Annotated in this window: 17 protein-coding genes and 1 pseudogene; 13 read left to right on the forward strand and 5 right to left on the reverse strand. The window is 55.0% G+C overall.

Translation table 11 applies throughout. The annotated features are described in order from the left end of the window. Positions 1-82 precede the first annotated feature (82 nt). Entirely contained in the window at positions 83-4,732 is a 4,650-nt protein-coding gene (locus ACILP4_RS02170; RefSeq protein WP_395619112.1) for an NAD-glutamate dehydrogenase, read from the forward strand. 138 nt (positions 4,733-4,870) lie between these two features. On the opposite strand, the gene ACILP4_RS02175 is transcribed toward ACILP4_RS02170, so the two are convergent. Next, positions 4,871-5,464, reverse strand: coding sequence for an HD domain-containing protein (locus ACILP4_RS02175; protein WP_395619113.1), 594 nt, complete (start codon positions 5,462-5,464; stop codon positions 4,871-4,873). Between the two features lie 89 nt (positions 5,465-5,553). On the opposite strand from ACILP4_RS02175, the gene ACILP4_RS02180 reads away from it, so the two are divergent. Then, entirely contained in the window at positions 5,554-6,690 is a 1,137-nt protein-coding gene (locus tag ACILP4_RS02180; RefSeq protein ID WP_395619114.1) for a sensor histidine kinase, read from the forward strand. Further along, entirely contained in the window at positions 6,687-7,487 is an 801-nt protein-coding gene (locus tag ACILP4_RS02185; RefSeq protein WP_395619115.1) for a LytR/AlgR family response regulator transcription factor, read from the forward strand. Before ACILP4_RS02180 ends, ACILP4_RS02185 begins: the two co-directional genes overlap by 4 nt. Positions 7,488-7,578: 91 nt before the next feature. Here the strand turns inward: ACILP4_RS02185 and tadA are convergent, their stop codons facing one another. After that, entirely contained in the window at positions 7,579-8,034 is a 456-nt protein-coding gene (gene tadA, locus ACILP4_RS02190; RefSeq protein WP_395619116.1) for a tRNA adenosine(34) deaminase TadA, read from the reverse strand. Between the two features lie 131 nt (positions 8,035-8,165). Here tadA and rpmB point away from each other — a divergent pair, with 131 nt between their 5' ends. The 4 genes from rpmB (at position 8,166) to ACILP4_RS02210 (ending at position 13,123) form a co-directional block, all read left to right on the forward strand. Next, positions 8,166-8,456, forward strand: a complete 291-nt coding sequence (gene rpmB / locus ACILP4_RS02195; protein ID WP_125230549.1) for a 50S ribosomal protein L28 — start codon at positions 8,166-8,168, stop codon at positions 8,454-8,456. A gap of 123 nt (positions 8,457-8,579) precedes the next feature. Further along, positions 8,580-11,546 carry an L-glutamate gamma-semialdehyde dehydrogenase gene (locus tag ACILP4_RS02200; protein WP_395619117.1) on the forward strand — a complete coding sequence of 989 codons (2,967 nt, stop codon included), beginning with the start codon at positions 8,580-8,582 and terminating at the stop codon, positions 11,544-11,546. A 58-nt stretch (positions 11,547-11,604) separates the two neighbouring features. Continuing rightward, positions 11,605-11,787, forward strand: coding sequence for a hypothetical protein (locus ACILP4_RS02205; protein ID WP_395619118.1), 183 nt, complete (start codon positions 11,605-11,607; stop codon positions 11,785-11,787). Between the two features lie 13 nt (positions 11,788-11,800). Then, positions 11,801-13,123 carry a PQQ-dependent sugar dehydrogenase gene (locus ACILP4_RS02210; protein ID WP_395619119.1) on the forward strand — a complete coding sequence of 441 codons (1,323 nt, stop codon included), beginning with the start codon at positions 11,801-11,803 and terminating at the stop codon, positions 13,121-13,123. Positions 13,124-13,133: 10 nt separating this feature from the next. Here ACILP4_RS02210 and ACILP4_RS02215 read toward each other — a convergent pair whose 3' ends face one another. Together ACILP4_RS02215 and ACILP4_RS02220 are read right to left on the reverse strand one after the other, a co-directional pair. Continuing rightward, positions 13,134-13,949, reverse strand: a complete 816-nt coding sequence (locus tag ACILP4_RS02215) for an ATP-binding protein (RefSeq protein WP_395619120.1) — start codon at positions 13,947-13,949, stop codon at positions 13,134-13,136. Continuing rightward, the gene (locus ACILP4_RS02220; RefSeq protein ID WP_395619121.1) at positions 13,946-15,682 is read right to left on the reverse strand and encodes an acyl-CoA dehydrogenase; all 1,737 of its coding nucleotides are present in this window, start codon (positions 15,680-15,682) and stop codon (positions 13,946-13,948) included. Before ACILP4_RS02220 ends, ACILP4_RS02215 begins: the two co-directional genes overlap by 4 nt. A 51-nt stretch (positions 15,683-15,733) precedes the next feature. On the opposite strand from ACILP4_RS02220, the gene ACILP4_RS02225 reads away from it, so the two are divergent. The 6 genes from ACILP4_RS02225 (at position 15,734) to ACILP4_RS02250 (ending at position 22,744) form a co-directional block, all read left to right on the forward strand. Further along, positions 15,734-16,690, forward strand: a complete 957-nt coding sequence (locus ACILP4_RS02225; protein ID WP_395619122.1) for an L-threonylcarbamoyladenylate synthase — start codon at positions 15,734-15,736, stop codon at positions 16,688-16,690. Between the two features lie 133 nt (positions 16,691-16,823). Continuing rightward, on the forward strand, positions 16,824-17,879 hold the full coding sequence (locus ACILP4_RS02230; RefSeq protein ID WP_395619123.1) for an efflux RND transporter periplasmic adaptor subunit: 1,056 nt from the start codon (positions 16,824-16,826) through the stop codon (positions 17,877-17,879). A gap of 3 nt (positions 17,880-17,882) precedes the next feature. Then, the gene (locus ACILP4_RS02235) at positions 17,883-20,945 is read left to right on the forward strand and encodes an efflux RND transporter permease subunit (protein ID WP_395619124.1); all 3,063 of its coding nucleotides are present in this window, start codon (positions 17,883-17,885) and stop codon (positions 20,943-20,945) included. Between the two features lie 9 nt (positions 20,946-20,954). Next, positions 20,955-21,494 carry a peptide-methionine (S)-S-oxide reductase MsrA gene (gene msrA, locus ACILP4_RS02240; protein ID WP_395619125.1) on the forward strand — a complete coding sequence of 180 codons (540 nt, stop codon included), beginning with the start codon at positions 20,955-20,957 and terminating at the stop codon, positions 21,492-21,494. A 31-nt stretch (positions 21,495-21,525) separates the two neighbouring features. Beyond that, complete coding sequence (gene galU, locus ACILP4_RS02245; RefSeq protein ID WP_395619126.1) at positions 21,526-22,395, forward strand: UTP--glucose-1-phosphate uridylyltransferase GalU; 870 nt, start codon at positions 21,526-21,528, stop codon at positions 22,393-22,395. Positions 22,396-22,525: 130 nt separating this feature from the next. After that, positions 22,526-22,744, forward strand: a complete 219-nt coding sequence (locus ACILP4_RS02250) for a hypothetical protein (RefSeq protein WP_395619127.1) — start codon at positions 22,526-22,528, stop codon at positions 22,742-22,744. A gap of 261 nt (positions 22,745-23,005) precedes the next feature. Here ACILP4_RS02250 and ACILP4_RS02255 read toward each other — a convergent pair. Next, positions 23,006-23,941 (reverse strand): annotated as a pseudogene (locus tag ACILP4_RS02255) (DNA-directed RNA polymerase subunit beta'); the annotation flags it as partial.

Below are 23,941 nucleotides of genomic sequence, written 5' to 3' on the forward strand. Positions count from 1 at the left end.
AAGTCTTGTAATAAAATTACAACGCACTTTGTCGTTGAAGATGGCACATAACCAGATGCTTGCGCGCTCGGGAGATCATTTCATGGCAGCCGCCAAACTTGTTAAAAATAGCGGAAAAATCGACAAAACCCTTTTGAAGGATATGGTCTCGGCCTTTGCCGAGAGTGCTTTGCCGGGCGAAAATGAAGGTTTCGATAGCAAAGCGGCGGAGGATGCCGCGCGCTTCACCATCGAAACCGGCCTGCATCGCAAGGCGGGCAGTGCGGCCATTGCACTGGATAGCTTTACCGATGCACATGGTCGCTTGATGATGCGCATATCGCTGAACAATGACGACATGCCCTTTTTGGTGGATTCGGTCTCAGCGGCAGTCGCCGCCTACGGCATATCTGTGAATCGCATCATTCACCCAGTAATGAGTGTAGCCCGTGATGACGCTAATATGCTTTCATCCATCAGCCGGAAACGGCGCGATGGGTTGCCGCGCGAATCTTTCATTTACCTCGAAACAGCGCGCGTCGATGCCAAGGAGCGCCGTCTGCTTGAGGCGCATTTGGCGGCTGTTCTCGCTGATGTTCGCGGTGCGGTGACCGATTGGCAAGACATGCTTTCGGCTTTGTCCGCAGACGCTGACAGTCTGCCGGATAGCGAAGGCACCGCGCTTATCCGCTGGTTCCATCAGAACAACATGACGATTTTGGCGCATGAACGGATCAGCAGCGATGGCACACGTGCCAGCCGCTTGGGATTGTCGCGGGTCAGCGACGCACTTGTGCTTTCGGAAGATAGCGTCAGCCTTGCCATAAACTGGTTTGAAACAGGGGGCGTTGCGCCTTTGGTGCTGAAATCCAACCGTGTTTCAACGGTGCACCGCAATGTGCAATTGGACCTGATCGTCATTCCGGTAAAAACGGGCGATAGGGTAACGGGTTTATCTGTCTCTGCAGGGCTTTGGACCAGTGCGGCGCTTGCCACTGCTCCGGAAGCCATACCTGTGCTTAGAACGCATCTGGCGACGCTGATGGCGCGTTATGGCTTTGAGTCATCGGGGCATGCGGGCAAGGCGATGGCCCACGCGCTCACGGCGCTACCGCATGATCTTTTGGTGGCGCTCACGCTCGATGATCTGGAACGCGTTACGCTGACCGCCATGTCGCTGACCGACCGACCGCGGCCGAAACTGATTGCGCTCCGGTCGCCACTGGGGCGTCATTTGTATATCTTTGTATGGTTGCCACGCGATGACGTATCGACGGGCATCCGTAAGCAGATTCAGGCGATGCTGATGGATGCCACCGGCGGTTCCTTACTGGGCTGGACCATCGGTTTGGAAGACGGCGGCGTAGCCTTGCTGCGATATACGCTAGATTTGCCAGACCGCGCACAGAAAGTGGACGAAGCCAGCCTGGATGCAAAGCTTGAGCTGATGGTCCGTGGGTGGGAGCCCGCAGTTGAGGCGGCATTGGCGCAACTGACCGATGAAAAGCGTGCGGCTGCCATGCTTGTGCGCTACGGTGCTGGCTTCCCAGCCAATTACCGCAGTAGTTATTCGACTGATGAAGCTGCGCGGGATATGATTGGTTTGCTCGCCATGGAGCGTGACCATAGTAAGATTACGCGATTGTTCGAGGAAGATGGCAAACTTCGGCTGAAAATCTACAGTTATGGCGGTGCTTTACCGTTGAGCGATGTCGTGCCCGCGCTCGAGAATTTCGGTTTTGATGTTCTGGAGGAATCGCCGACTGCATTGGCGGATGGTCATTATATCCATGATTTTCATCTGGCCCTGCGTGGCGGCAATATTGCAGCCTTGTTAGAAAAGCGGCAGGTCGTTGAAGCTGCGTTGAGCCAAGTATTGGATGGCAGTTTTGAAAATGATGTGTTCAACCAACTCGTCACCATTGGCGGGCTCGCGCCGCAATCGGTCATCTGGTTGCGCGCATATTACCGCTATTTGCGTCAAACGGGCGTGACTTATGGCATGCCAACAGTGGTGTCAGCCTTGGCCAAAAACGCCAATGTGACGCGGTCCATCATTGCCTTGTTCGATGCCTTGCATAATCCCGCAAATGACGGAAATCGGGACAAGGAAGCCGTCAAATTTGAAAAGGCGATTACCTTAGATTTGGCGGCGGTTTCGGCGATTGACGAAGATCGCATATTGCGCAGGTTTTTGGCGGTGGTCCTTGCAACGTTGCGTACAAACGCGTTTTCCGCAGCGGCGGGGGAAGCATTGGCATTCAAACTGGATTGCGCGAAAGTCCCCGGCCTGCCTGCGCCTTTGCCGTGGCGGGAGGTGTTCGTCTATTCACCCCGCGTGGAGGGCATTCACTTACGTGCCGGACCTGTCGCGCGTGGTGGCCTGCGCTGGTCCGACCGACGCGATGACTTCCGGACCGAGGTTTTGGGCCTGATGAAGGCGCAACGCGTTAAAAATGCGGTAATCGTTCCGACAGGTGCCAAAGGCGGCTTCTACCCCAAGCGCCTGCCCGATATGCGGATTGACCGGGATGCATGGTTTGCCGAAGGCACAGAGGCGTATAAAATCTTCATCCGGACGTTGCTGTCGATCACTGATAACATCGTGAATGACCGGATCGTGCATCCCGATAATGTTGTCATTCACGACGGTGAGGACCCCTATTTCGTTGTCGCGGCTGACAAGGGCACGGCGACATTTTCCGACACTGCGAACGCCATCGCGCTGGAGCGCAATTTCTGGCTTGGTGATGCGTTTGCGAGCGGTGGTTCGGTTGGTTATGACCATAAGGCGATGGGCATCACCGCAAAGGGCGGCTGGCTATCAGTGCAGCGCCATTTTGCCGAAATGGGCATTGACGTCCAAAAGGAACCGGTCACGGTTGCGGGCGTTGGCGACATGTCGGGCGACGTTTTCGGCAATGGCATGTTGCTTTCAAAGACGCTGAAGATTGTTGCTGCGTTCGACCATCGTCACATCTTCCTCGATCCCAATCCCGACCCCGCGACCAGCTGGAAAGAACGTCAACGTTTGTTCAACCTGCCGCGTTCCAGCTGGCTCGATTATGATGCGAAGCTGATTTCAAAGGGCGGCGGCGTGTTTGCCCGTACGGATAAAATCATCAAAACAACATCTGAAATCAGAAGCTTGCTTGGCATTGATGCGAAGGAAATTGAACCATCTGCACTGATGACCGCGATATTAAAAGCGCCGGTCCAATTGATGTGGTTCGGCGGCATAGGGACTTATATCAAGGACCGGAGCGAAAGCCATTTGGACGTCGGCGACCCCGGCAATGATTTCATTCGTGTCAACGGCGCAGACGTGCAGGCCCAAGTCATTGGCGAGGGTGCAAACCTTGGCGTGACGCAGGCGGGGCGCATTGGCTTTGCCTTGCGCGGTGGCCGCATCAATACAGACTTCATTGACAACAGCGCAGGTGTCGATTGTTCCGACAATGAAGTGAACATCAAAATCGCCCTGAATGCGCAGATGCGTGCAGGCAAGTTGAAGGAGCCCGCCCGTAATGTCCTGCTGGCGGAGATGACCGACGCTGTGGCGCATTTGGTGTTGGAGGATAACCGTCTGCAGACGCTGGCCTTGTCGATCGCGGAAACCGGCGGCGCAGGGGATTTGCCAGCCTATGTGCGGCTTATCGAGATTTTTGAAGGTGCTGGTCGATTGGACCGTGTGGTCGAGGGCCTTGCGCCCAATGAGGAACTGTTCCGGCGTGCCAGCGAAGGGCGCGGACTCACGCGGCCTGAATTGGCGATATTGCTCTCCACAGCGAAGCTTGCAGCGCAGGATGGGGTTGAGGAAGCACCTTTGGCGCAGGACCGGTCGATGGACGGTGAGCTTCTGGCGGCATTCCCGAACGCGATGGTCAAATCGCATAAATCGGCGATTTTGGCACACCGGCTGCGCAAGGAAATCATTGCCACAAAATTGGCCAACCGCATGATCAACCGGCTGGGCATGTTGCACCCATTTGAATTGGCGGAGGAAGAAGGCTGCAGTCTTGGCGATGTTGCGGCGGCCTTTGCCATAGCTGAGAGCATTTATGATCTGCCGGCTTTGTGGCATGCGATGGATACAACAGCGATGTCGGAATCGACGCGGCTGATGCTATTCAATCAAGCAGCCCTAGAAGTGCGCGCGCAAATGGCCGATATCATCCGCAATGCCCATGAAGGTCGAGATGTCGCGGCCGCGACGGCGGTGTACGCGCCAGTGGTGCAAAAGCTAACGGCGGCATTGGACGGGCTTGTGCCCCATGACGTCCGGCTTCAGACCGAACGCTTTGGCGCGCGGTTGACCGAAAATGGCGCGCCACGCAAAATTGCGGACCGTCTGGTGCAATTGGCGCAGTTGGACGGCGCTATCGGTCTGGCGGCGCTTTCATCCACGCAAAAGGGCGATGTAACCGCGCTAACGCGGGCCTTCACCGCGCTAGGTGAGGCGCTGGGTTTAAGCTGGGCACAGGGAACCGCCATGCAGGTTGACCCGCAGGATCCGTGGGAGCGGTTGTTGGTCGCCGGATTGGCACGCGACTTCCAAACCATGCGTCTTGACTTTTTGCGGCGTCGGGCTGCGAAGAAACCGCTTGAGGATACGCAAGACTGGCTGGCGACAAACGCCGTGCGTGTGCGGGCATTCAAGGCGATGGTTGACCGTGCCCGTATGGCAGGTGCGCCGACCCCCGCCATGTTGGCACAAGTCGCGGGGCAGGCACGCGTATTGCTAGGGCGTTAACGCAAAGCACCTAATCAAAAAACTTTGTCGCTCCAGCGGAGGCTGGAGCCTATCGCGCCTATCGTGCAAGACTGAGGCACGTAATGGGCCCCAGCCTGCGCTGGGGCGACGGGGTTGGCGTAGGGGCTTTCGCAGCGTTTAAGCGACTGCCTCTGCCGCGCGCTTGTAGATGCTATTCAGCGGGCTGCGGAAAAGCTTCATCACCATCGGTTCGAAAAATGAGAGCGGGAGCGTGTCATAATTCGGATCAAAGGATGGGCAGTCATATTTGTCGATAAACTCTTCGGTATCGGCAAACCACTCATGCCCACGAAACTGCTCGCGCATGTCGCGGTCAAGGCCCAGATGGTGGAAGAAATTATGCCCCTGAAAAATGCCATGATTCTGCACAATCCAAAGAATTTTTTCCGACACGAACGGTTTCAATATGGCCGCAGCAATGTCAGGATGGTTGGCGGCGCCCAGCGTATCACCAATATCGTGCAACAACGCCATCACCACATATTCCTCATCCCGGCCATCGCGATGTGCGCGCGTCGCGGTTTGTAAGGAATGCGTCAGCCGGTCGACGGCAAAGCCGCCAAAATCTCCATCAAGCAATTTCAGATGGTCCAAAATCCGGCGTCCGCCATCTTGCGAAAACGGGATATTGTGCCGCATGATGATCTGCCAATCCTCTTGCGTGCTTTGTGCCATATCATGAAAATTGGCGCGATCTTCGTGGTTGTCCATTGGCCTATCCTCTCCGCTATGATGCTTAACATTGTTGGCACACGAAACAAGGGCTTCATGCGCGCGCGAAATACGGCTAGACCAAAAATATGGCGGTATTAGAGCTTACAGATAAACCTTTCTTTGCGGACAAGAACCGCGCTTTTTGGAACTTGCACTCGGCCGGTTGGGCAGGCGCGGTCATATTGCGCGCCGCATCCGGCATCGCGCAGGGGCAGCCTGTCAGCTTCTTGGTGCCAATCCTGATTTCTGCGGTGACGGGCTATTCGATCACGCTGCTTTTGTCGGTGATATACCGGTTCTTGATTGATCAACGGCCGGTTATCACATGGAGCCTGACCTTCGTGTCTGTGTCGCTCGCGACGCTTGGCTATGCCTATTTGGACGTCTGGGTGCTGCAAACCATTCGTGATGGCGTCGATGAAACGCCCTTTGCGCAGTTATGGCTGGCCGCGATTTACATTAACTCGGTGCTGCTCGCGGCGTGGTCCGCATTATATTACGCAATCAATTATTTTGTCCGCGCAGAAGAGCAAGCGGACCAGATGATGCGGCTGGAGGCACAAGCGACCAGCGCGCAACTTACGATGCTGCGTTATCAGCTAAACCCCCATTTCCTTTTCAATACATTGAATAGCATTTCGACTTTAGTTCTGTTGAAACAGACGGAACAAGCTAATGCCATGCTTTCACGGCTATCGTCTTTCCTGCGCTTTACGCTGATCAACGAAGCGGCTGCAAAAGTACCGCTGACACAGGAAATTGAGACATTAAAATTGTATCTCGATATTGAAAAAATGCGGTTTGAAGAACGGTTGCGGACATATTTCACCATCGAATCCTCGGTCGAAAACGCTTTGGTTCCATCTTTGTTGCTTCAGCCTTTGGTGGAAAATGCGATCAAATACGCAGTGACGCCCAAAGAAGAGGGCGCCGATATTTCTGTGACCGCGCAACTTGTCGGCCAAAGGGTGCGGATCATCGTTTCGGATACCGGCCCGGGCTTGCAGCCGGGGCAGCAAGACCAAAGCCTCTCTACAGGTGTTGGCATGGCGAACACGCGGGAGCGTTTGTCGCAAGCTTATGGCGAGGACCAACGCTTTGAACATTATGTCAAAGCTGACGGAGGATTTGAGGTGTTGTTGGAAATACCTTATCAAAGCCGGATTATCGCAGGGGAAGACAATCAAGCGGGGGCGCAACAGCAAGGAAAAATATCCGCATGAGTATTCGTACAATATTGGTCGACGATGAAAAGCTGGCTATTCAAGGTCTCGAACTACGCCTTCAACCTTTTGATGATATCGAAATTGTGGCCACTTGCCACAATGGGCGTGAGGCCATTCGCAAGATCAAGACATTAAAGCCGGACTTGGTCTTCCTCGATATTCAAATGCCGGGATTTGACGGCTTTTCGGTTGTGCAAGGCGTGATGGACATTGACCCGCCTTTGTTCGTTTTTGTGACCGCTTATTCCGAACATGCCATTAAGGCATTTGAGGCGCAGGCTATCGATTATTTGATGAAACCAGTGGAGCCGGAGCGGCTTGCCGATACAATGGACCGCGTGCGGAGCCGGCTGTCCGAAAAGCGGGCATCGGAAGAACTCGACCGGCTGCGTACCGTCATCAACGAAGTTGCGCCAGATGCGGCGGACAATTTGGGTTCCGTGGAGGATGATTTGGCATCCACCCGCTTTGAAAAGCTAATTAACGTCAAGGATCGCGGCCAGATTTTCCGCGTCGAGGTTGCGAGCATTGAACGCATTGATGCGGCGGGTGATTATATGTGTATTTACACCGCCGACAACTCGCTGATCCTGCGCGAGACTATGAAAGATCTAGAAAAACGGCTCGATCCCCGCACCTTCCAACGTGTGCATCGTTCAACGATTGTCAATTTGGATCAGGTACGCCAAGTGAAACCCCATACCAATGGCGAATGCTTTTTGGTGCTGGAATCGGGCGCTCAGGTAAAAGTCAGCCGGTCCTATCGTGACGTCGTTGCCCGTTTCGTCCATTAAGGAAATAGGCATGAAGCCAGCCAATTAGACAAGTAGCGGGGGCAGATCTGTCTTGGGCTCGAACGCTGGCATTTATTGACGAAAACCTGCGTTAACGGCGCTCGGCAAAGAAATTTTTGAGCAAGGCGGCAGATTCCTCTGCGGCGATACCGGCATATACCTCCGGCCTGTGGTGCAGGGTCGATTGTTCAAATAAACGGGGGCCATGCGCCACAGCGCCGCCTTTGGCATCGTCAGCGCCATAATAAAGGCGCGCGATGCGGGCATGGGCAATTGCGCCTGCACACATCGCACAGGGCTCCAGCGTTACCCAAAGATCGCATCCGGTCAGGCGGTCATTGCCTAGAAACGCTGCTGCCTCTCGAATGGCGATGATTTCGGCATGCGCGGTGGGGTCATGGCTTTCCATCGGGCGGTTGGCACCGCGCCCGATAATGACCCCGTCCTTGACGACGATCGCGCCAACGGGCACTTCGCCTTGCACGGCCGCCGTCCGCGCCAGATTGAGCGCTTCATGCATCATTTCGCGGGCTTTGGTCAGGGACATAGCATTTTGCTAGCGCAGTTTCCCGCTTTTGGCCACACATCGGCTTGACCTTTTCGGCGTGGAGGGTTAGGGGCAGCGACTTTCGCGGGTCAGTGATTCCGCATACACTTATTTTATACAGGACATATATCATGGCGCGCATCTGCGAACTCACCGGTAAAGGCCGTCTGGTCGGCAACAATGTGAGCCACGCCAACAACAAGACAAAGCGCACATTCCTGCCAAATCTGCAGAATGTCACGTTGTTGTCGGACGCACTTGAGCAAGGCTACAAGTTCCGCGTTTCGACCCACGGTCTGCGTTCGGTTGAGCATGTTGGTGGTCTCGACAATTGGTTGTTGAAGACTTCGGACGAGAAACTTTCGACCAATGCGCGCAAAGTTAAAAAAGAAATCGCCAAGAAGCAAAAAGCTGCGGCGTAATGCTTTAGGCTGCTGACGCAGCCTCTTGCTAAAGCGAATCATAAGCCGGGGGCAGTAATGCCTCCGGCTTTTTCGTTACAACTGAAACTTGTCTGTTCTGGCTTTATCCGGCAAGGCACCCGCATGAATGCATCTCTCGAATCCGCGCGCGCGTCCATCCGGCCATATCATCGGAAGTCAGAACCAGAAGTGCTGGCACCACTGGTCGTATCTGCCACGGTCGATGGGGCAATGCGGGGCGATATTGTACGCAGCGCGCGCAGCCTGCTCGATGATTTGCGGGACGCGCAGGCCGATGGCTGGGTAAACTCGTTTTTGCAGCAATACCGGCTTGGCACCGAAGAGGGCACGGCGTTACTATCGCTGGCCGAGGCGTTTTTGCGGGTGCCCGACCCGCAGACGGCGGATTTATTGATAGCAGACAAGCTGACAGACGCCGATTGGAGCGATCACAAGGGGCAATCCTCCAGCATGCTGGTCAACAGCGCCACTTGGGGCTTAGTGCTTGGTAAGGCCGTTCTGGGCGACAGCACGAGCACATTGAAACGCCTGATTGCAAAAGCAGGCGAACCTTTTGTCCGTCAGGCAGTGGGCGCGGCAATGCGATTAATGGGTCAAGTCTTTGTCATGGGCCGAGACATTGACGAAGCGATGAAGCGCATGGAGACGAAAGACAATCGCGGCTTTACCGCGAGCTTCGACATGCTGGGCGAGGCGGCGCGGACCAAATCGGATGCCGAACGCTATTTTCAATCCTATGCCGCCGCGGTCGATGCTGTGGGCCGCAACCCCGCTCGTGGGCATAGCGTTTCGGTCAAATTATCCGCCCTCCACCCGCGCTACGAAACCGCGCAAAGCGCTAATTGCGTGCCGGAACTGGCCGCTATGGTCCGCGAACTGGCGCGTTCTGCGGCGTCATTGGGTGTCCAATTGACGATCGATGCCGAGGAGGCTGCACGGCTGGAGATGAGCCTCGACATCATTGAAAGGGTCGCGCGTGATCCGGCCTTATCGGGCTGGGATGGGCTTGGTATGGCGGTGCAAGCTTATTCCAAACGGGCCCGTCCCGTTCTCGCCTGGGCCGATGCCCTGGGTCGCGACACATCGCGCATCCTGCAAGTGCGCTTGGTAAAGGGCGCTTATTGGGACAGCGAAATCAAACATGCGCAGGAGCGCGGCCTGAGTGACTTTCCATTGTTCACGCGCAAGGCTGCAACCGATGTGTCCTATCTTGCTTGCGCTAAGGATATGCTCACCGCACCCAATATCCGTCCGGCATTCGCGACGCACAATGCCTTAACGGTCGCGACTATCCTCCAATGGACCGACAAGCAGCGCGATTTTGAATTTCAGCGGCTTCACGGTATGGGGGAGGGGCTGTTTGACCGCCTTGTGCGCGAGGACGGCTATAATTGCCGCACATATGCGCCGGTTGGCGGACACCGCGACTTGTTGGCCTATCTTGTCCGCCGCTTGTTGGAAAATGGCGCGAACAGCAGCTTTGTACATCAATTGGCGGATCAATCGATCAGCGAAGACGAATTGCTGGCGGATCCGGTGGAAAAAATCATGTCGGTTGGTGGCACGCGCCATCCCGCAATTGCCGCGCCGGCGGATCTTTATCAGCCAGAGCGGCTGAACAGCAGCGGCCTTGATCTGGATGACGCCGTTATATTGCAAGAAACCGCTGCCGAAATCGCAAAGCCATTGAACTTGCAGGATGATGCGCGCGTTGGTGCGGCAGAGGCTGTGACAGTCGCGCTTGCGGCTTATCCTGAATGGTCCGGAACCTCCGTTGAGGCCCGCGCCGATTGCCTGGATCGGCTTGCAGATTTATTGGAGGAAAACTGCAGCCAGTTGATGGCCATTGCGGTGCAAGAGGCGCGCAAAACGATACCCGACGCGCTTTCCGAAGTCCGTGAGGCAATTGATTTTTGTCGCTATTACGCCGCGCGCGCACGCTCCGACTTGATCCCGATGGAATTGCCGGGGCCAACAGGTGAACGCAATGTCCTGCGCCATGAGGGCCGGGGCGTGTGGATTGCGATTGCCCCGTGGAATTTCCCACTCGCCATTTTCCTTGGTCAGGTCGCGGCCGCGTTGGTTGCTGGCAATACGGTGGTAGCTAAACCCGCCCCGCAAACGCCCGCAATCGGCATGTTCGCGGTGGCATTGGCCCATAAGGCTGGCGTGCCAAAGGGCGCGTTGCAGATTGTCACGGGCGCAGGCGATGTGGGCGCGGCGCTTACTGCGGATACCCGCATAGCGGGCGTGGTGTTTACCGGATCCGTGCCGACCGCAAAGGCGATTGCGCGCAATTTGCTGGCCGACGATGACCGGCCCTTGGTGCCTTTGATCGCTGAAACGGGCGGATTGAACGCGATGATTGTCGATTCAACGGCCTTGTCCGAACAAGTTGTGCGCGATGTTATCGTGTCGGGCTTTCAATCCGCTGGCCAACGTTGTTCGGCCTTGCGATTGTTGCTGCTGCAAGAAGATATTGCGGAGCATACGCTGGAAATGCTGCGCGGGGCGATGGATGTGCTCCAAGTGGGCGACCCTGCGGATCCGGCCACGGATATTGGTCCGGTGATTGATCAGGCGGCATATGATGAATTGATGGCATATCGTGCCAGCGTGAAAGACCGGATCATCCACGAAACAGCTGTTCCAAAAAATGGCCTGTTCGTGCCACCGACAGTCATCCAATTAGACGATATAAGCGCGTTAAACCGGGAATTTTTCGGTCCATTGGTTCATGTGGCAACCTGGAAAGCGGGCAGGTTGGAAGCAACCATTGCCCAAGTTAACGATAAGGGTTTTGGCTTAACCATGGGACTACACAGCCGTATTGCAGGCAGCAGCCTATTGGTCGAACAATTGGTGCGCGTCGGCAACCTGTATATCAACCGATCCATGATTGGCGCAGTCGTTGGCAGCCAGCCATTTGGTGGCGAGGGTCTGTCCGGCACAGGTCCCAAGGCCGGCGGGCCGCATTATCTGTATCGTTTCTGCGCAGAACGTACGACAAGCACCGATACGACAAGCGCAGGCGGCAATGCCTCCTTACTGTCATTGGATGACAGTTAGGTCCTGACCTTAAACATCGCGCTTGCTTGGGCGTTACAGTTGGTGGCAAAGGGGCAATATGTCGGAAACAGAAAACAGCCCGCCCCGCCTTGCCGGCGGCATCTTCATTGCCTTTGGGCTTTTAATCGGTGCCATAATTGGCATTGCTATGGATCAACCGTCTGCGGGAACAGTTATAGGCATGGCCATCGGCACCGTTATTGCGGTGGTGATCTGGATCGTGGATCGCAAGCGTCGTTAAGGGAGCGAGTAAAATGTGGAAGCATGTGCGCAATATCGTTTTGATCGTCATTGTTCTGGCGCTTGCTGGCATTTGGTACATCACCCGGCCGGATGTTGCTAAGCTTCCGCTTGATGCAGTTACCGGCGCTTCGCCTGAGATTACCGCGCCCCGCCCGGAGATTTTCCCGACCATAAAAGTGGCGGACGTAGATCGCTGGCAAGCTGGTGAGGCGCCCATTGCTGCGCCCGGCCTGATTGTCGAACGCTTTGCCGAAGGGCTCGACCATCCCCGTAATTTATATATGCTGCCCAATGGCGACATTTTGGTCGCCGAAACAAACTCGCCGCCGCGCGACCTTGGCGGCGTTGAAGGCTTCGTGATGAAATGGCTGATGGGCAAGGCGGGTGCCGGTGTCCCTTCGGCTAACCGCATCACCTTGTTGCGTGATGCCGATGGTGATGGAAAGGCGGAACTCAAAACGCCATTTCTGACAGGACTGAATTCGCCGTTCGGCATGGTCTTGATTGGCGAGAAGCTCTATGTCGCCAACACCGATGGTTTGGTCGTTTTCCCATATAAAAAGGGCGATACGAAAATCACCGCCAAAGGTAAGGAGCTGACAAAGTTCAACGCCATGGCCCCTAATAATCATTGGACGCGCAACCTTGCGGCGTCGCCAGATGGCAAGAAAATTTACATCGCCGTGGGTTCAAATAGCAACATTGGCGAGCATGGAATGGAGACCGAAAATGGTCGTGCCATGGTGTTGGAATATGACATCGCGAAGGACAAGAAAATTCCTTACGCCATTGGCATGCGCAATCCCGTCGGTCTTGATTGGGACAAAAAGGGTCGTTTGTGGACTGTCGTGAACGAACGCGACATGCTGGGTTCCGATATGGTGCCGGATTATCTGGCGCTTGTGGAATTTGGCGCCGATTATGGTTGGCCGCAACATTATTGGGGTGGGTTTACCGACGCCCGTGTTTCACCGCCAAAGCCCGCAAAGCGTGAATATGAGCGCCGTCCCGATTACGCCTTGGGCGCGCATACAGCGCCGCTGGGCCTTGCCTTTGGCTATAATGGTAAATTGGGGGCAGGCCTAAGCGAAGGGGCGTTTGTTGCGCGTCATGGTTCTTGGAACCGCAAGCCTGTGTCGGGCTATGATGTGATCTTCGTACCCTTTGCCAAGGGCGAACCCTCTGGCAAGCCCATCAATGTCCTAACAGGCTTTTTGGACAAGGACGGTAATGCACAAGGACGCCCAACGATGCTTGCGATGGCAAAGGATGGATCCTTGTTGGTCAGCGATGACGTCGGCAACATCATTTGGCGTGTGCGGGCGAAGAAATAGTGTTCTTGCTCTAAATTTTCCGTCCCGCGCGGCCAGCAAGCTCCACGGTATAATGCCACGCAATCCGACCTGAACGACCGCCGCGTCCTTGGGCAAAACCCAGCGCGTCGGCTTCGTCCCAGTCCAAGTCGAAATGGCTGGCATAGCTGCTGACCATGCGCAAATACGCATCCTGATCAGGATATTGAAAGCCCAATTTCAGGCCAAATCGGTCGGCCAAGGCAAGACTATCGTCGATTGCATCGCGCGCGTTCATGGCGTCTGCCTGCTCATTATTGTCGCGCTCAACGATGTTCCGGCGGTTTGAGGTAACGCAAAGCCGGACATTGTTCGGACGCGCCTCGACCCCTCCCTCTAGCAATGACCGCAACAGGCGCGCATTTTGGTCGTGCGGCTCGAACGAGATATCGTCGATGAACAATAGATAACGCCGACCTGACGCCCCAAGCTCCTCAAACAAGGCTGGCAGGCTGGTCAAATGACTTGAGGCCGCTTCGACCAAAGCAATGAAGAAACCATCTTCCTGCAGGGCGGCCACCACAGATTTGACCAAGGCAGATTTCCCCATGCCGCGTGCGCCCCATAACAGGACATCATGCGCCGCTGCACCCGAGGCGTGTCGCCGGCAATTTTCGTACAGATCGGCCTTTTGCCGGTCGACCCCGACGATCAGGTCAATGGGCAGTGGTTTGAAACCTTGCACCGCTGCCAAGGTCGCACTGTTCCAATGATAAGCGGGCGACGACGACAGATCGATTGGCGGCGCTGGTAGCGGTGACAGCCGCTCCAGCGCTTCGGCGATCCGTTTGAGCGTCTGCTCGTTCAAGCAGCCATCTCCTCCGCATCAAGGGTGTAGAGTAATTCTGATCCCGATATTGCGGTCCCTTTATAGGCCAAAGCCTCTGGTACCATGACGTCCAGATAATAACGGCAGGCCGCGACCTTACTGCGCAAAAATGCACTGGTGTCACCATTGGCGATCTCGGCTTGCGCGGCGCGCAGTTGCTTCAACATCAACCAACCTGATGTGACTACCGCCATCATATTGGTATAGGCGTAGCTGCCTGCCAAACGATCATCAACCTGCGCATCCAGCATATATTCGGTCACTTCAGCGGTTGCCGCGCACAGCGTAGACAGGCCGGAATGATCCGCCGCGTCCGCAGCAATGGCGGCAAGATGATTGCGAATGAAATCGCCGCCTTGCATCGCCAGCTTGCGGCCAACCAAGTCTGCCGCCTGAATACCATTGGTGCCTTCGTAAATCGCTGCAATGCGAATATCGCGATAATATTGGGCGGCCCCTGTTTCCTCGACAAAGCCCATGCCGCCATGCACTTGAATGCCAAGCGAAGCAATTTCGCTACCCATGTCGGTGCCGTAGGTTTTGGCCAGCGGCGTCAACAAATCGACCATCTCTTTCGCGCCTGCCTCACCAATTGTGGCGCGATCCACATAGCCGGAGGCGAGATACAATAAGGCGCGGATTGCCTGCGTGCCTGCTTTCATCCGCATCAACATGCGGCGTACATCAGGATGTTCGACAATCGCGACAGGCGCGCGCGATGGTCCGCTTGCTTTGGCCGATTGCACCCGCTCGCGTGCGAACCAGATTGCCTTTTGCGTGGCGGCCTCGGCAATTTGTACACCTTGCAGGCCGACATTAAGCCGCGCGTTATTCATCATCGTGAACATCGCCCGCATGCCGCCAAATTCAGGGCCAATGAGTTCGCCAATACATTCGCCTTCTTCGCCAAAGGCCAAGACGCAGGTGGGCGAGGCGTTAATACCCATCTTATGTTCGATCGATACGACCTTGATATCATTAGCGTTGCCGATGCTGCCATCTGCATGAACTTGATATTTGGGCACCAGAAACAGCGAAATGCCCTTTGTCCCGGCAGGGCCATCGGGGGTGCGGGCGAGGACCAAATGGACAATGTTTTCTGCCATGTCATGGTCGCCAAAGCTGATGTAAATTTTCGTACCTTTGATCTGGTATGTGCCATCGCCGCGGGGGGTGGCGGTGGACTTTAGTGCGCCGACGTCGGAACCGGCCTGCGGTTCGGTCAGGTTCATTGTGCCTGAATAGGCGCCCGTTGAAAGCTTCGGCAGAAACAATTCTTTCTGCCGGTCGGTGCCATGATGGTTGATCGCTTCAATCGCGCCCACCGACAAAATGGGGCAAAGCGCAAAGGCCATATTCGCCCCGCCAAGCGAATCCAGCGCGACTGTCGCCAGTGAGAAAGGCAAACCTTGACCGCCAAATTCCGCAGGCGCGTTGATCGAACCCCAGCCATTGGCCACATAAGATTTATACGCCGCGACAAAACCCTCGGGCATCACCACTTTGCCATTCACAAGCCGCGCACCAACGGTGTCGCCAATCCGATTAAGCGGGGCAAATTCCCCTTCGGCAAAGGCGCCAATGCCCTCGATTATGGCCTGTGCCATATCGGGCGTCGCATCGGCGAAACGCGCATGCTGCGCCAATGCATCAATGCCGACGATATGCTTGAGGACAAAGTTCTGTTCTGCGACGGGTGCTGAAAACGCCATGTTGAATAAATATTCCTGTTAAAGCGGGTCTGCATCCGCCTATAGCCGTTAATGATGTTTGGCTCAAATACCTTGGGGAATGGCTGGGTTGTACCCGCTGATGATGCTTCGATTGCGGCGGCGGCGCAGCTGCTTCACGCCGGACAGATTGTAGCGATTCCCACAGAGACGGTATACGGCCTTGCGGCAGACGCGCAAAATGCAGAAGCGGTTGCGCATATTTATGCGGCAAAGGGGCGACCGGATTTTAATCCCCTTATCGTACATGTTCGTGATCGGAAAGCCGCAGAAAAGCTTGGCCTGTTCAACGCTACTGCGCAGGCACTGGCGGAGGCGTTCTGGCCGGGGCCGTTGACGCTGGTTTTGCCGCTAAAACAGGGCGCTCCTGTCGCCCGCGCGGTAACGGCGGGTCTGCCCACCATAGCCATTCGCTGCCCGAACCATCCGGTGATGCAGGCATTGCTCCTAAAAAGCGATTTAAGCCTCGCTGCGCCCTCTGCAAACCGGAGTGGGGCAATCAGCCCGACGCGGGCGGATCATGTCTTAAAAGGGCTTGGCGGGGCTGTACCGATGATTTTAGACGGGGGGCCTTGCTCGGCAGGTTTGGAATCGACGATTGTTGCTGTGCGCGATGACGGTTGGCAGGTGTTACGTCCGGGGCCAGTCACTTCCCGGGAAATTGAGCAGACGCTCGGATGCCCGCCATTGTCCTTACCCACTGCGTCAATTGAGGCACCGGGGCAAATGGCTAGCCATTATGCGCCATCCAAGCCCGTCCGCCTGAACGTCACGGTCCCAGAAAAGGGCGAATATCTTATTGGTTTTGGTGCAATTTCGGGCGACGACAATCTGTCGGCAACGGGCGATTTGGCGCAGGCCGCCGCACATTTGTTTGAGGCGCTTCATAACGCGGATGCCAGTTTGGCCCGTGCAATTGCCGTCGCGCCCATTCCGGATGAGGGCATAGGCATTGCTATTAATGACCGGCTATCGAGAGCAGCTGCTTGATGGGGATTGCTGTGTCGGCACCACCGATTTTTGAACCAATCAAACTGTAAAATAAGTTGCATATTAAAACGCTATTTCATCCTGTGGATTATTCAACTATCAGGTGCAGTGGAACCGCGCAGGGGAGGGCCGTTTGCCAGTATCTTCAAAATTTCTGACCGGCCTATCGTTGCTCATTGCGCTTGCTGGCTGCAGCGACAGTGCAAGTGAGAGCAAGGTCGCGCCTAAGTCTGCCTTACCCGTCGAGATATTCACCGTAAGCGCACAGAGCCTGCAACGGGAAATCAATGCCGTTGGCACGGTACGCTATCGCCGCGAAACGCCTTTAGGTTTTACAACCGCAGGCAAGGTCGCTGTGGTACGTTTTGAAGAAGGTGACGTTGTAAAACGCGGCGCGTTGTTGGCTGCGCTCGATACGACAAATGTAGGCGCGGATATGAGTGTCGCGACTGCCGAGCGTGATCGCGTTCGGGCGGAGTTTGACCGTGTCCGCGCGCTTTACGCCGATGGTTGGATAACCAAAGCGCGGTTTGAGTCGGCTGAAGCGACATTAAAGGGTGCAGAGGCACGCGTGCGGCAGGCCGGTTTTGCTAGCAACACCGCGCAGCTTTATGCCCCATCCAGCGGCGTGGTGCTGATGCGTAATGTGCAGGCGGGGCAAGTCATCGCTGCCGGAACGCCCGCGCTTATATTGGGTGAGGCTGATGACGGCTTTGTCTTCCGCGTTCCCATAGTTGACCGCGACGCTTCGAAATTACGCGTGGGCATGACCGCAGATATTTCGATTGAATCCGCAGGTGAAGCACCACTGACAGCGACGATATCGGAAATTGACGGTCGTGCTAATGCGGGAACGGGCGCGTTTTCCGTGCAGTTCCGGCTTCCCAACCTATCGACATTGCGGTCGGGGCAAATCGGAACAGCGACCATCACCTTGCCAGCGTCGGAGATGGGCGATCAATTGCAAATTCCGGCAAGTGCTTTGTTCGGCGTGCGCACCGGTGAAGGCCTTGTCTATGTCGTAGACACCAAGAACCGCGTAGAAATCCGCAATGTCATTATACAGCGGGTCACCGACAAATTTGTGCTTGTATCGGGCGGCATACGACCGGGTGACAAGATCGTGACGTCCGGTTTGGAAAAACTGCGCACCGGGTCAGCTGTTCGTATCGTTAAGGGATTGCGTTAGTCCATGCATATCGCGGAGTTGGCAATTCGAAGATGGCAGCTTACGCTTGTGCTATTTACGCTGCTCTGCGCGTTGGGCTTTTCTGCATTTCAACAAGTTCCGCGGGCGGTTGACCCGCATTTTTCGATGCCTGTCGTGTCAATTGTGGCATCGCAACCTGGCGCCGATGCGGCGGAGATTGAGCAAACCATTACCAAGCCGATTGAAGAATTGGTTCAGGGTCTTGAGGACGTCCAAAGTGTCGTATCTTCTAGCAGTGACGGTAATGCGGTCATTCGGGCAGAGTTTGATTGGTCTGGCGATCCGGATCAATATTTCAACGACACTGTGCGCGAAGTTACGGCCATCCGTAACCAGCTTCCGTCAGATATTCAGGCGCTGCAGTTCGAAAAAATCCGAACGACAAATGCGTCCATTCTCCAAATAGCACTGCTAAGCGATAGTGCGAGCTGGTACCGGATGGAGAAATATGCCCGCGATGTCAGCGAGGCTTTGGGGCGGTATAAGGAAGTCCGTCAGGCAGAAATTTACGGACTGCCACAAACGGAAATCAGCGTTGCAATCAATTCGGGCAGGTTAGCCGAATTGCGTTTGCCCGCCAGTGTTGTGGTCGATGCGATCCGTGTTGGCGGCGCGGATGTGCCTGCTGGTGCCGTCATCAGCGGCGCACGCAGATTCAATGTGGAAACAGGCGGTGCGTTTCGCGATATTGATAAAATTCGCAATCTTCCAATCCGGACCAACGATGGGTCGATAATCCGTGTCGGAGATGTCGCCGATGTGAAAATTAGTGCGGCGGAACAGCGCACGAAGGTCAGCCACAACGGCAAGCGTGCTGTCTTCATTAGCGCCAATCAGAAACAGGGTACCGATGCGACCAAATTGCGGAACCAGTTGGTCGAAGAGCTTACAAGACAACAGGAGTTGTTGCCGCCCGACATAGAGGCTGTCGTCCAGTTTGACCAAAGCAAGGATATTCGGAAACGCTTGAACGAGCTTGCGCGCGACTTTGCAATTGCACTGTTTCTCGTGCTGATCACTTTGCTGCCTTTGGGGTGGCGGGCATCGATTATCGTAATGATTTCTATCCCGCTCTCAATTGCATCGGGTTTGCTCGCCATATCGGCTTATGGTTTCAATCTAAGCCAGCTGGTGGTTGCGGGCTTCATCCTGACATTGGGATTATTAGTTGATGACTCGATTGTTGTGGTCGAAAATATCGCCCGGCATTTACGTATGGGGAAAAGCCGAAGCGAAGCGGCGATCGACGGCACCAAAGAGATTACAATGGCAGTGTTGGGGTCGACCGGCGTATTGGTGTTCGCATTTTTGCCCTTATTCTTTTTGCCCGAAGGTGCAGGCAAATTCACGCAAAGCTTCATTGGGACCATTGTCGCGACGATCACGGCGTCGATGATTGTATCGCTGACCATCGTACCGTTTCTGGCGAGCCGAATTTTGAAACGCGATGAGTCGGAGGAGGGTAGTCCGTTATTGCAATGGTTGATGCGCAAGATTGACCGTTTTTATCACCCGATGCTCCATTGGGCGCTGGATCGGCCTCGCCGCTCCGTATGGGGGGCTTTGATTGTTACAACTGCTGCATTCGCGCTTGTGCCGGTACTTGGGTTCAGCCTGTTTCCAAATGCCGATACATCTTATTTCCGCGTTACGGTCGAGGCCGAGCAGGGCGCGAGCGTTGCTGAAACGGGCCGCATTGTCGCCCAAGTGTCTGCGATCTTGAAAACCGAACCTGCGATCAAAGTGCGTGCAGAAAATGTCGGTAGCTACAATCCGCCAGTTTTCTACAATGTATTTCAGCGCGGAGAAAACCCAACCTATGGAGAAATCCTTGCCATCATGGACAATTGGCAAGGCGCTAAATCGCGGGCGATGGTGGACAGGTTACGCGCACAATTGGACCAGATATCTGGCGCGCGTATCAAGCTGGTGCTGTTTCAGAATGGCGCGCCCATCAACGCCCCTGTCGAATTTCGCGTTTATGGTCCCGATCAGGACGAGTTGAAACGCCTTGCCGGCCAAATGGAGCAAGTTTTGCGCGAAACCCCCGGCACGAGAGACATTAACAACCCTGTTGCGTTCGATAAGGTCGATTTGGACGTACGCGTTGATGATGCCAAAGCGGCGTTGTTAGATGTACCTGCGGGTGCCGCGCGGCGAGCGATAAGGCTTGCGCTCAGTGGCGAGCGCGCCGGTACCTATCGTGACACAGAAGGGGACAGCTACCCCGTTATCGTCCGCTTGCCGCTTGCAGAGACGCAGCCGGTTTCGGCACTGGAATCGATCTACGTGTCGAACCGCAGCGGTCAAGCGGTGCAATTGGCAGAGATTTCAAACCCGACCCTGGAGTCCACGCCTGCCGCCATTTATCGATATAATCTACAGCGCTATGTTGGCGTCACAGCCCAAATCACCAATGATGCTGTCGTGTCCAAGGTGAATGTGGATGCGCAAAAACGTATGGAGCAGATACCTCTCAAACCGGGCTATTCCATTGCGGTCGGCGGTGAAGCTGAGAAAATCAATGATACCTTCGCGGGCTTCGGCCCAGTCGTAGTGGTGGCCTTGTTTAGCATATTCGCGATTTTGGTAGCGGAATTTGGCCGATTTAAGGAAGCTTTGGTTGTCGCTGGGGTTATTCCTTTGGGCACCTTTGGCGGCCTTATCGCATTGCTGGTCACGGGCAATAATCTGTCCTTCCTTGCAATTATTGGATTTATTGCGCTGGTCGGGATCGAGATTAAAAACTCCATATTGTTGGTCGATTTCACCACGCAGTTGCGCCAGCGCGGCCTTGGCTTGCGTGAAGCGATTGAGAAAGCTGGCGAAGTGCGCTTCCTTCCCGTTTTGCTGACGTCCGTGACCGCCATTGGCGGCCTTATGCCACTCGCCTTATTCGGTGGTAGCCTTTATGGACCCTTGGCAATCGTGTTGATTGGGGGGTTGATTTCGTCCACTTTCCTATCACGTATTGTTACACCGGCGATGTACCTACTGGTGGTGCGCGGGGATGCGGCGAAGGCCGCAGATGCTGCCCAAGTTTAAGGATAGATTATGCCGCAAGAAGAAGCCATTTTTGCCGGAGGTTGTTTCTGGTGCACCGAAGCCGTCTTTGGCCAACTGAACGGCGTGAGCGGCGTAGTGAGCGGCTATATTGGCGGACATACCGTCGATCCGACCTATAAAGACGTGTGCGGCGGAAATACCGGTCATGCCGAGGCAATCCGCATCGCCTTTGATGCGGACGTTATCAGCTATGCCGATTTGCTCGAAATATTCTTTGCCACGCATGATCCGACGCAACTCAATCGGCAGGGTAATGACATTGGGACCCAATATCGTTCGGCCATATTTCCCCTGTCCGATGAACAGCGCGCACAGGCCGAAGCAGGCATAGAAAAGGCCGCTGGCGATTGGCCCGCACCTATTGTGACGACAATCGAAGGATCCGCCACTTGGTATCCGGCAGAGGATTATCACCAAGAATATTGGGATGGCGAGGGACAGCGCAATCCTTATTGCCTGGCAGTCATTCCGCCAAAATTGGCGAAACTGAAAAAGGGATTTGCCGCGCGGATAGCCAACTCTGCATAGACTTTATTGCGTCGGACGTTAAGCAGATATCATGACACATAAACCTGTTCGTAAAGCCGTTTTTCCTGTTGCTGGATTGGGAACCCGTTTCCTGCCTGCGACCAAAGCTATTCCAAAAGAAATGCTGCCGATTGTCGACAGCCCGCTCATTCAATATGCGGTGAATGAAGCGCGTGAGGCCGGCATAGAGCAGATGATTTTCGTCACCGGTCGCGGCAAAAGCGTCATTGAGGATCATTTCGACATCGCGTTTGAGCTTGAGCATACCATGACGTCGCGCGGGAAAGACGTTTCGGTTTTGGCGAACACGCGGCTTAGTCCGGGCAATTGTGTATATGTTCGGCAGCAAGAGCCCCTGGGGCTTGGCCACGCCATCTGGTGTGCGCGTGATATCATCGGCGATGAACCCTTTGCCATTTTCCTACCCGACGAGTTTATGCACGGATCGCCGGGTTGTATGAAGCAGATGGTTGATGCGTATCACCAGATTGGCGGGAACATTATCAGCGTGCTTGAGGTGCCACGCAATGATGTTTCCAGCTATGGTGTGATTGCGCCAGGCGCAGCGCATGGCGCTGTGACCGAAGTGTTGGGCTTAGTTGAAAAGCCAAAGGTTGAGGATGCGCCGTCGAACTTAATCGTATCTGGGCGCTATATCCTTCAGCCGGAGGTTATGCGCATACTTGAAGGACAGGAAAAAGGCGCAGGTGGAGAAATCCAGCTAACTGACGCCATGGCGCAGATGATCGGACGGCAACCGTTTAATGCCGTCACATTTAACGGCAAACGCTATGACTGCGGGTCAAAAGTGGGATATATTGAAGCAAATTTAGCACTCGCTTTACAACGACCAGATATGGCAGAGCAGGTACGCGCAATTGCATTGAATTTGCTCAAGTAAATTGTTTCTGGAAGGATATATTTTGGGACGGAATGTGCGTTTGGTATTGGCGATTGCGCCCATGATCTTGTTGCAAGGGTGCGTGGCGTCCGTGGTCACAGGCGTTGTCACGGATGTTGTTGGGGCACCTGTGAAGATCGTGTCCAAGACCGCCGACGTCCTGACGACCAGCCAGTCTGAAGCCGATGAAAAACGCGGGCGCGAAATGCGCAAGAATGAAGAGAAGATAGGGAAACTTTCCCGGCAGCTGAAAAAAGCTCAAAAGCGCTGCGCCGATGGCGACAGAGATGGCTGCAAAAAAGCTAAAAACATTCGCGATGAAATCGAGGATGAGCGGCGCGGCGGTTAATAACCCCGCTCTTCCGCTAAACTGATAGAAGTTATGCGCCGGAAACCGACATTGCGGGGTTTCGACGTAACCATTTCATCTACGCAGGGACATGTATTGGGCGCCCATAGGCAGTTTGTGAGCCGTAAGCGCAGCTTGCAACTCTCGATGTCGTGTAAATTTTAGGCCTCTACATCCACATTATTGGGGGCAGATCGAGCCAACAAAAAACCCGCCGGAATTGCGTCCGGCGGGTTTTTTTGTTTGTCTTAAAAGCGAAGTTTATTCTTCTTCGCTCGTGTCAATGACATCGTCGATAGCGGCGTCGGTGGTGGTCAGGTCATCTGCGATGACCTTAGCCAACACATCGTCACCAATCGCGGCTTCAGCACCCTGAGCCAGTTCGGCAGCATGCTCTTCAGCCGCTGTCTCTGGCGCAATCAGGCTTTCCTGCAGCTTCTTGTAGCTTGCACGAAGCGCAACGTCGCGGCTTGTCGCGGCAATCCGCATGCGGTTCATGGCAGAGCCCGTACCCGCAGGGATGAGGCGACCAACGATGACGTTTTCCTTCAGGCCGGTCAGAATGTCCTTCTTACCTTCCACAGCGGCCTGCGTGAGGACGCGTGTGGTTTCTTGGAAGGATGCTGCCGAGATGAACGAGCGTGTCTGCAACGAAGCCTTGGTGATGCCCAACAGAACCGGGTTACCGGTTGCAGGCGCCTGACCCTTGGTCAGCTTCGCATTGATCGCGTCCATTTCTTCGCGGTCAACCTGTTCGCCGGGAAGCAAGGTTGTGTCGCCACCGAATGTGATTTCAACCTTTTGCAACATCTGACGAACGATCGTTTCGATGTGCTTGTCGTTGATCTTCACGCCCTGCAAACGATACACTTCCTGAATTTCCGCAACCAGATATTCAGCCAATGCTTCGATGCCCATAACTTCAAGGATGTCATGCGGGTTCGGCGAACCAGCAATCAGGTTATCGCCCTTACGGACGAAATCGCCTTCCTGAACATCAAGTACCTTCGACTTCTGGATCAGATACTCGATACGATCGCCTTCTTCCGGAACAATCGCGATCTTGCGCTTCGCCTTATAGTCACGGACGAATTCAACGCGGCCCGAAATCTTCGCAATGATTGCGTTGTCCTTCGGAATACGTGCTTCGAACAATTCGGCAACGCGTGGCAGACCACCGGTGATGTCGCGGGTCTT

Origin of the sequence: Sphingorhabdus sp., from assembly GCF_044239045.1 — a bacterium.
In the GTDB taxonomy this organism is placed as follows: Bacteria; Pseudomonadota; Alphaproteobacteria; order Sphingomonadales; family Sphingomonadaceae; genus Sphingorhabdus_B.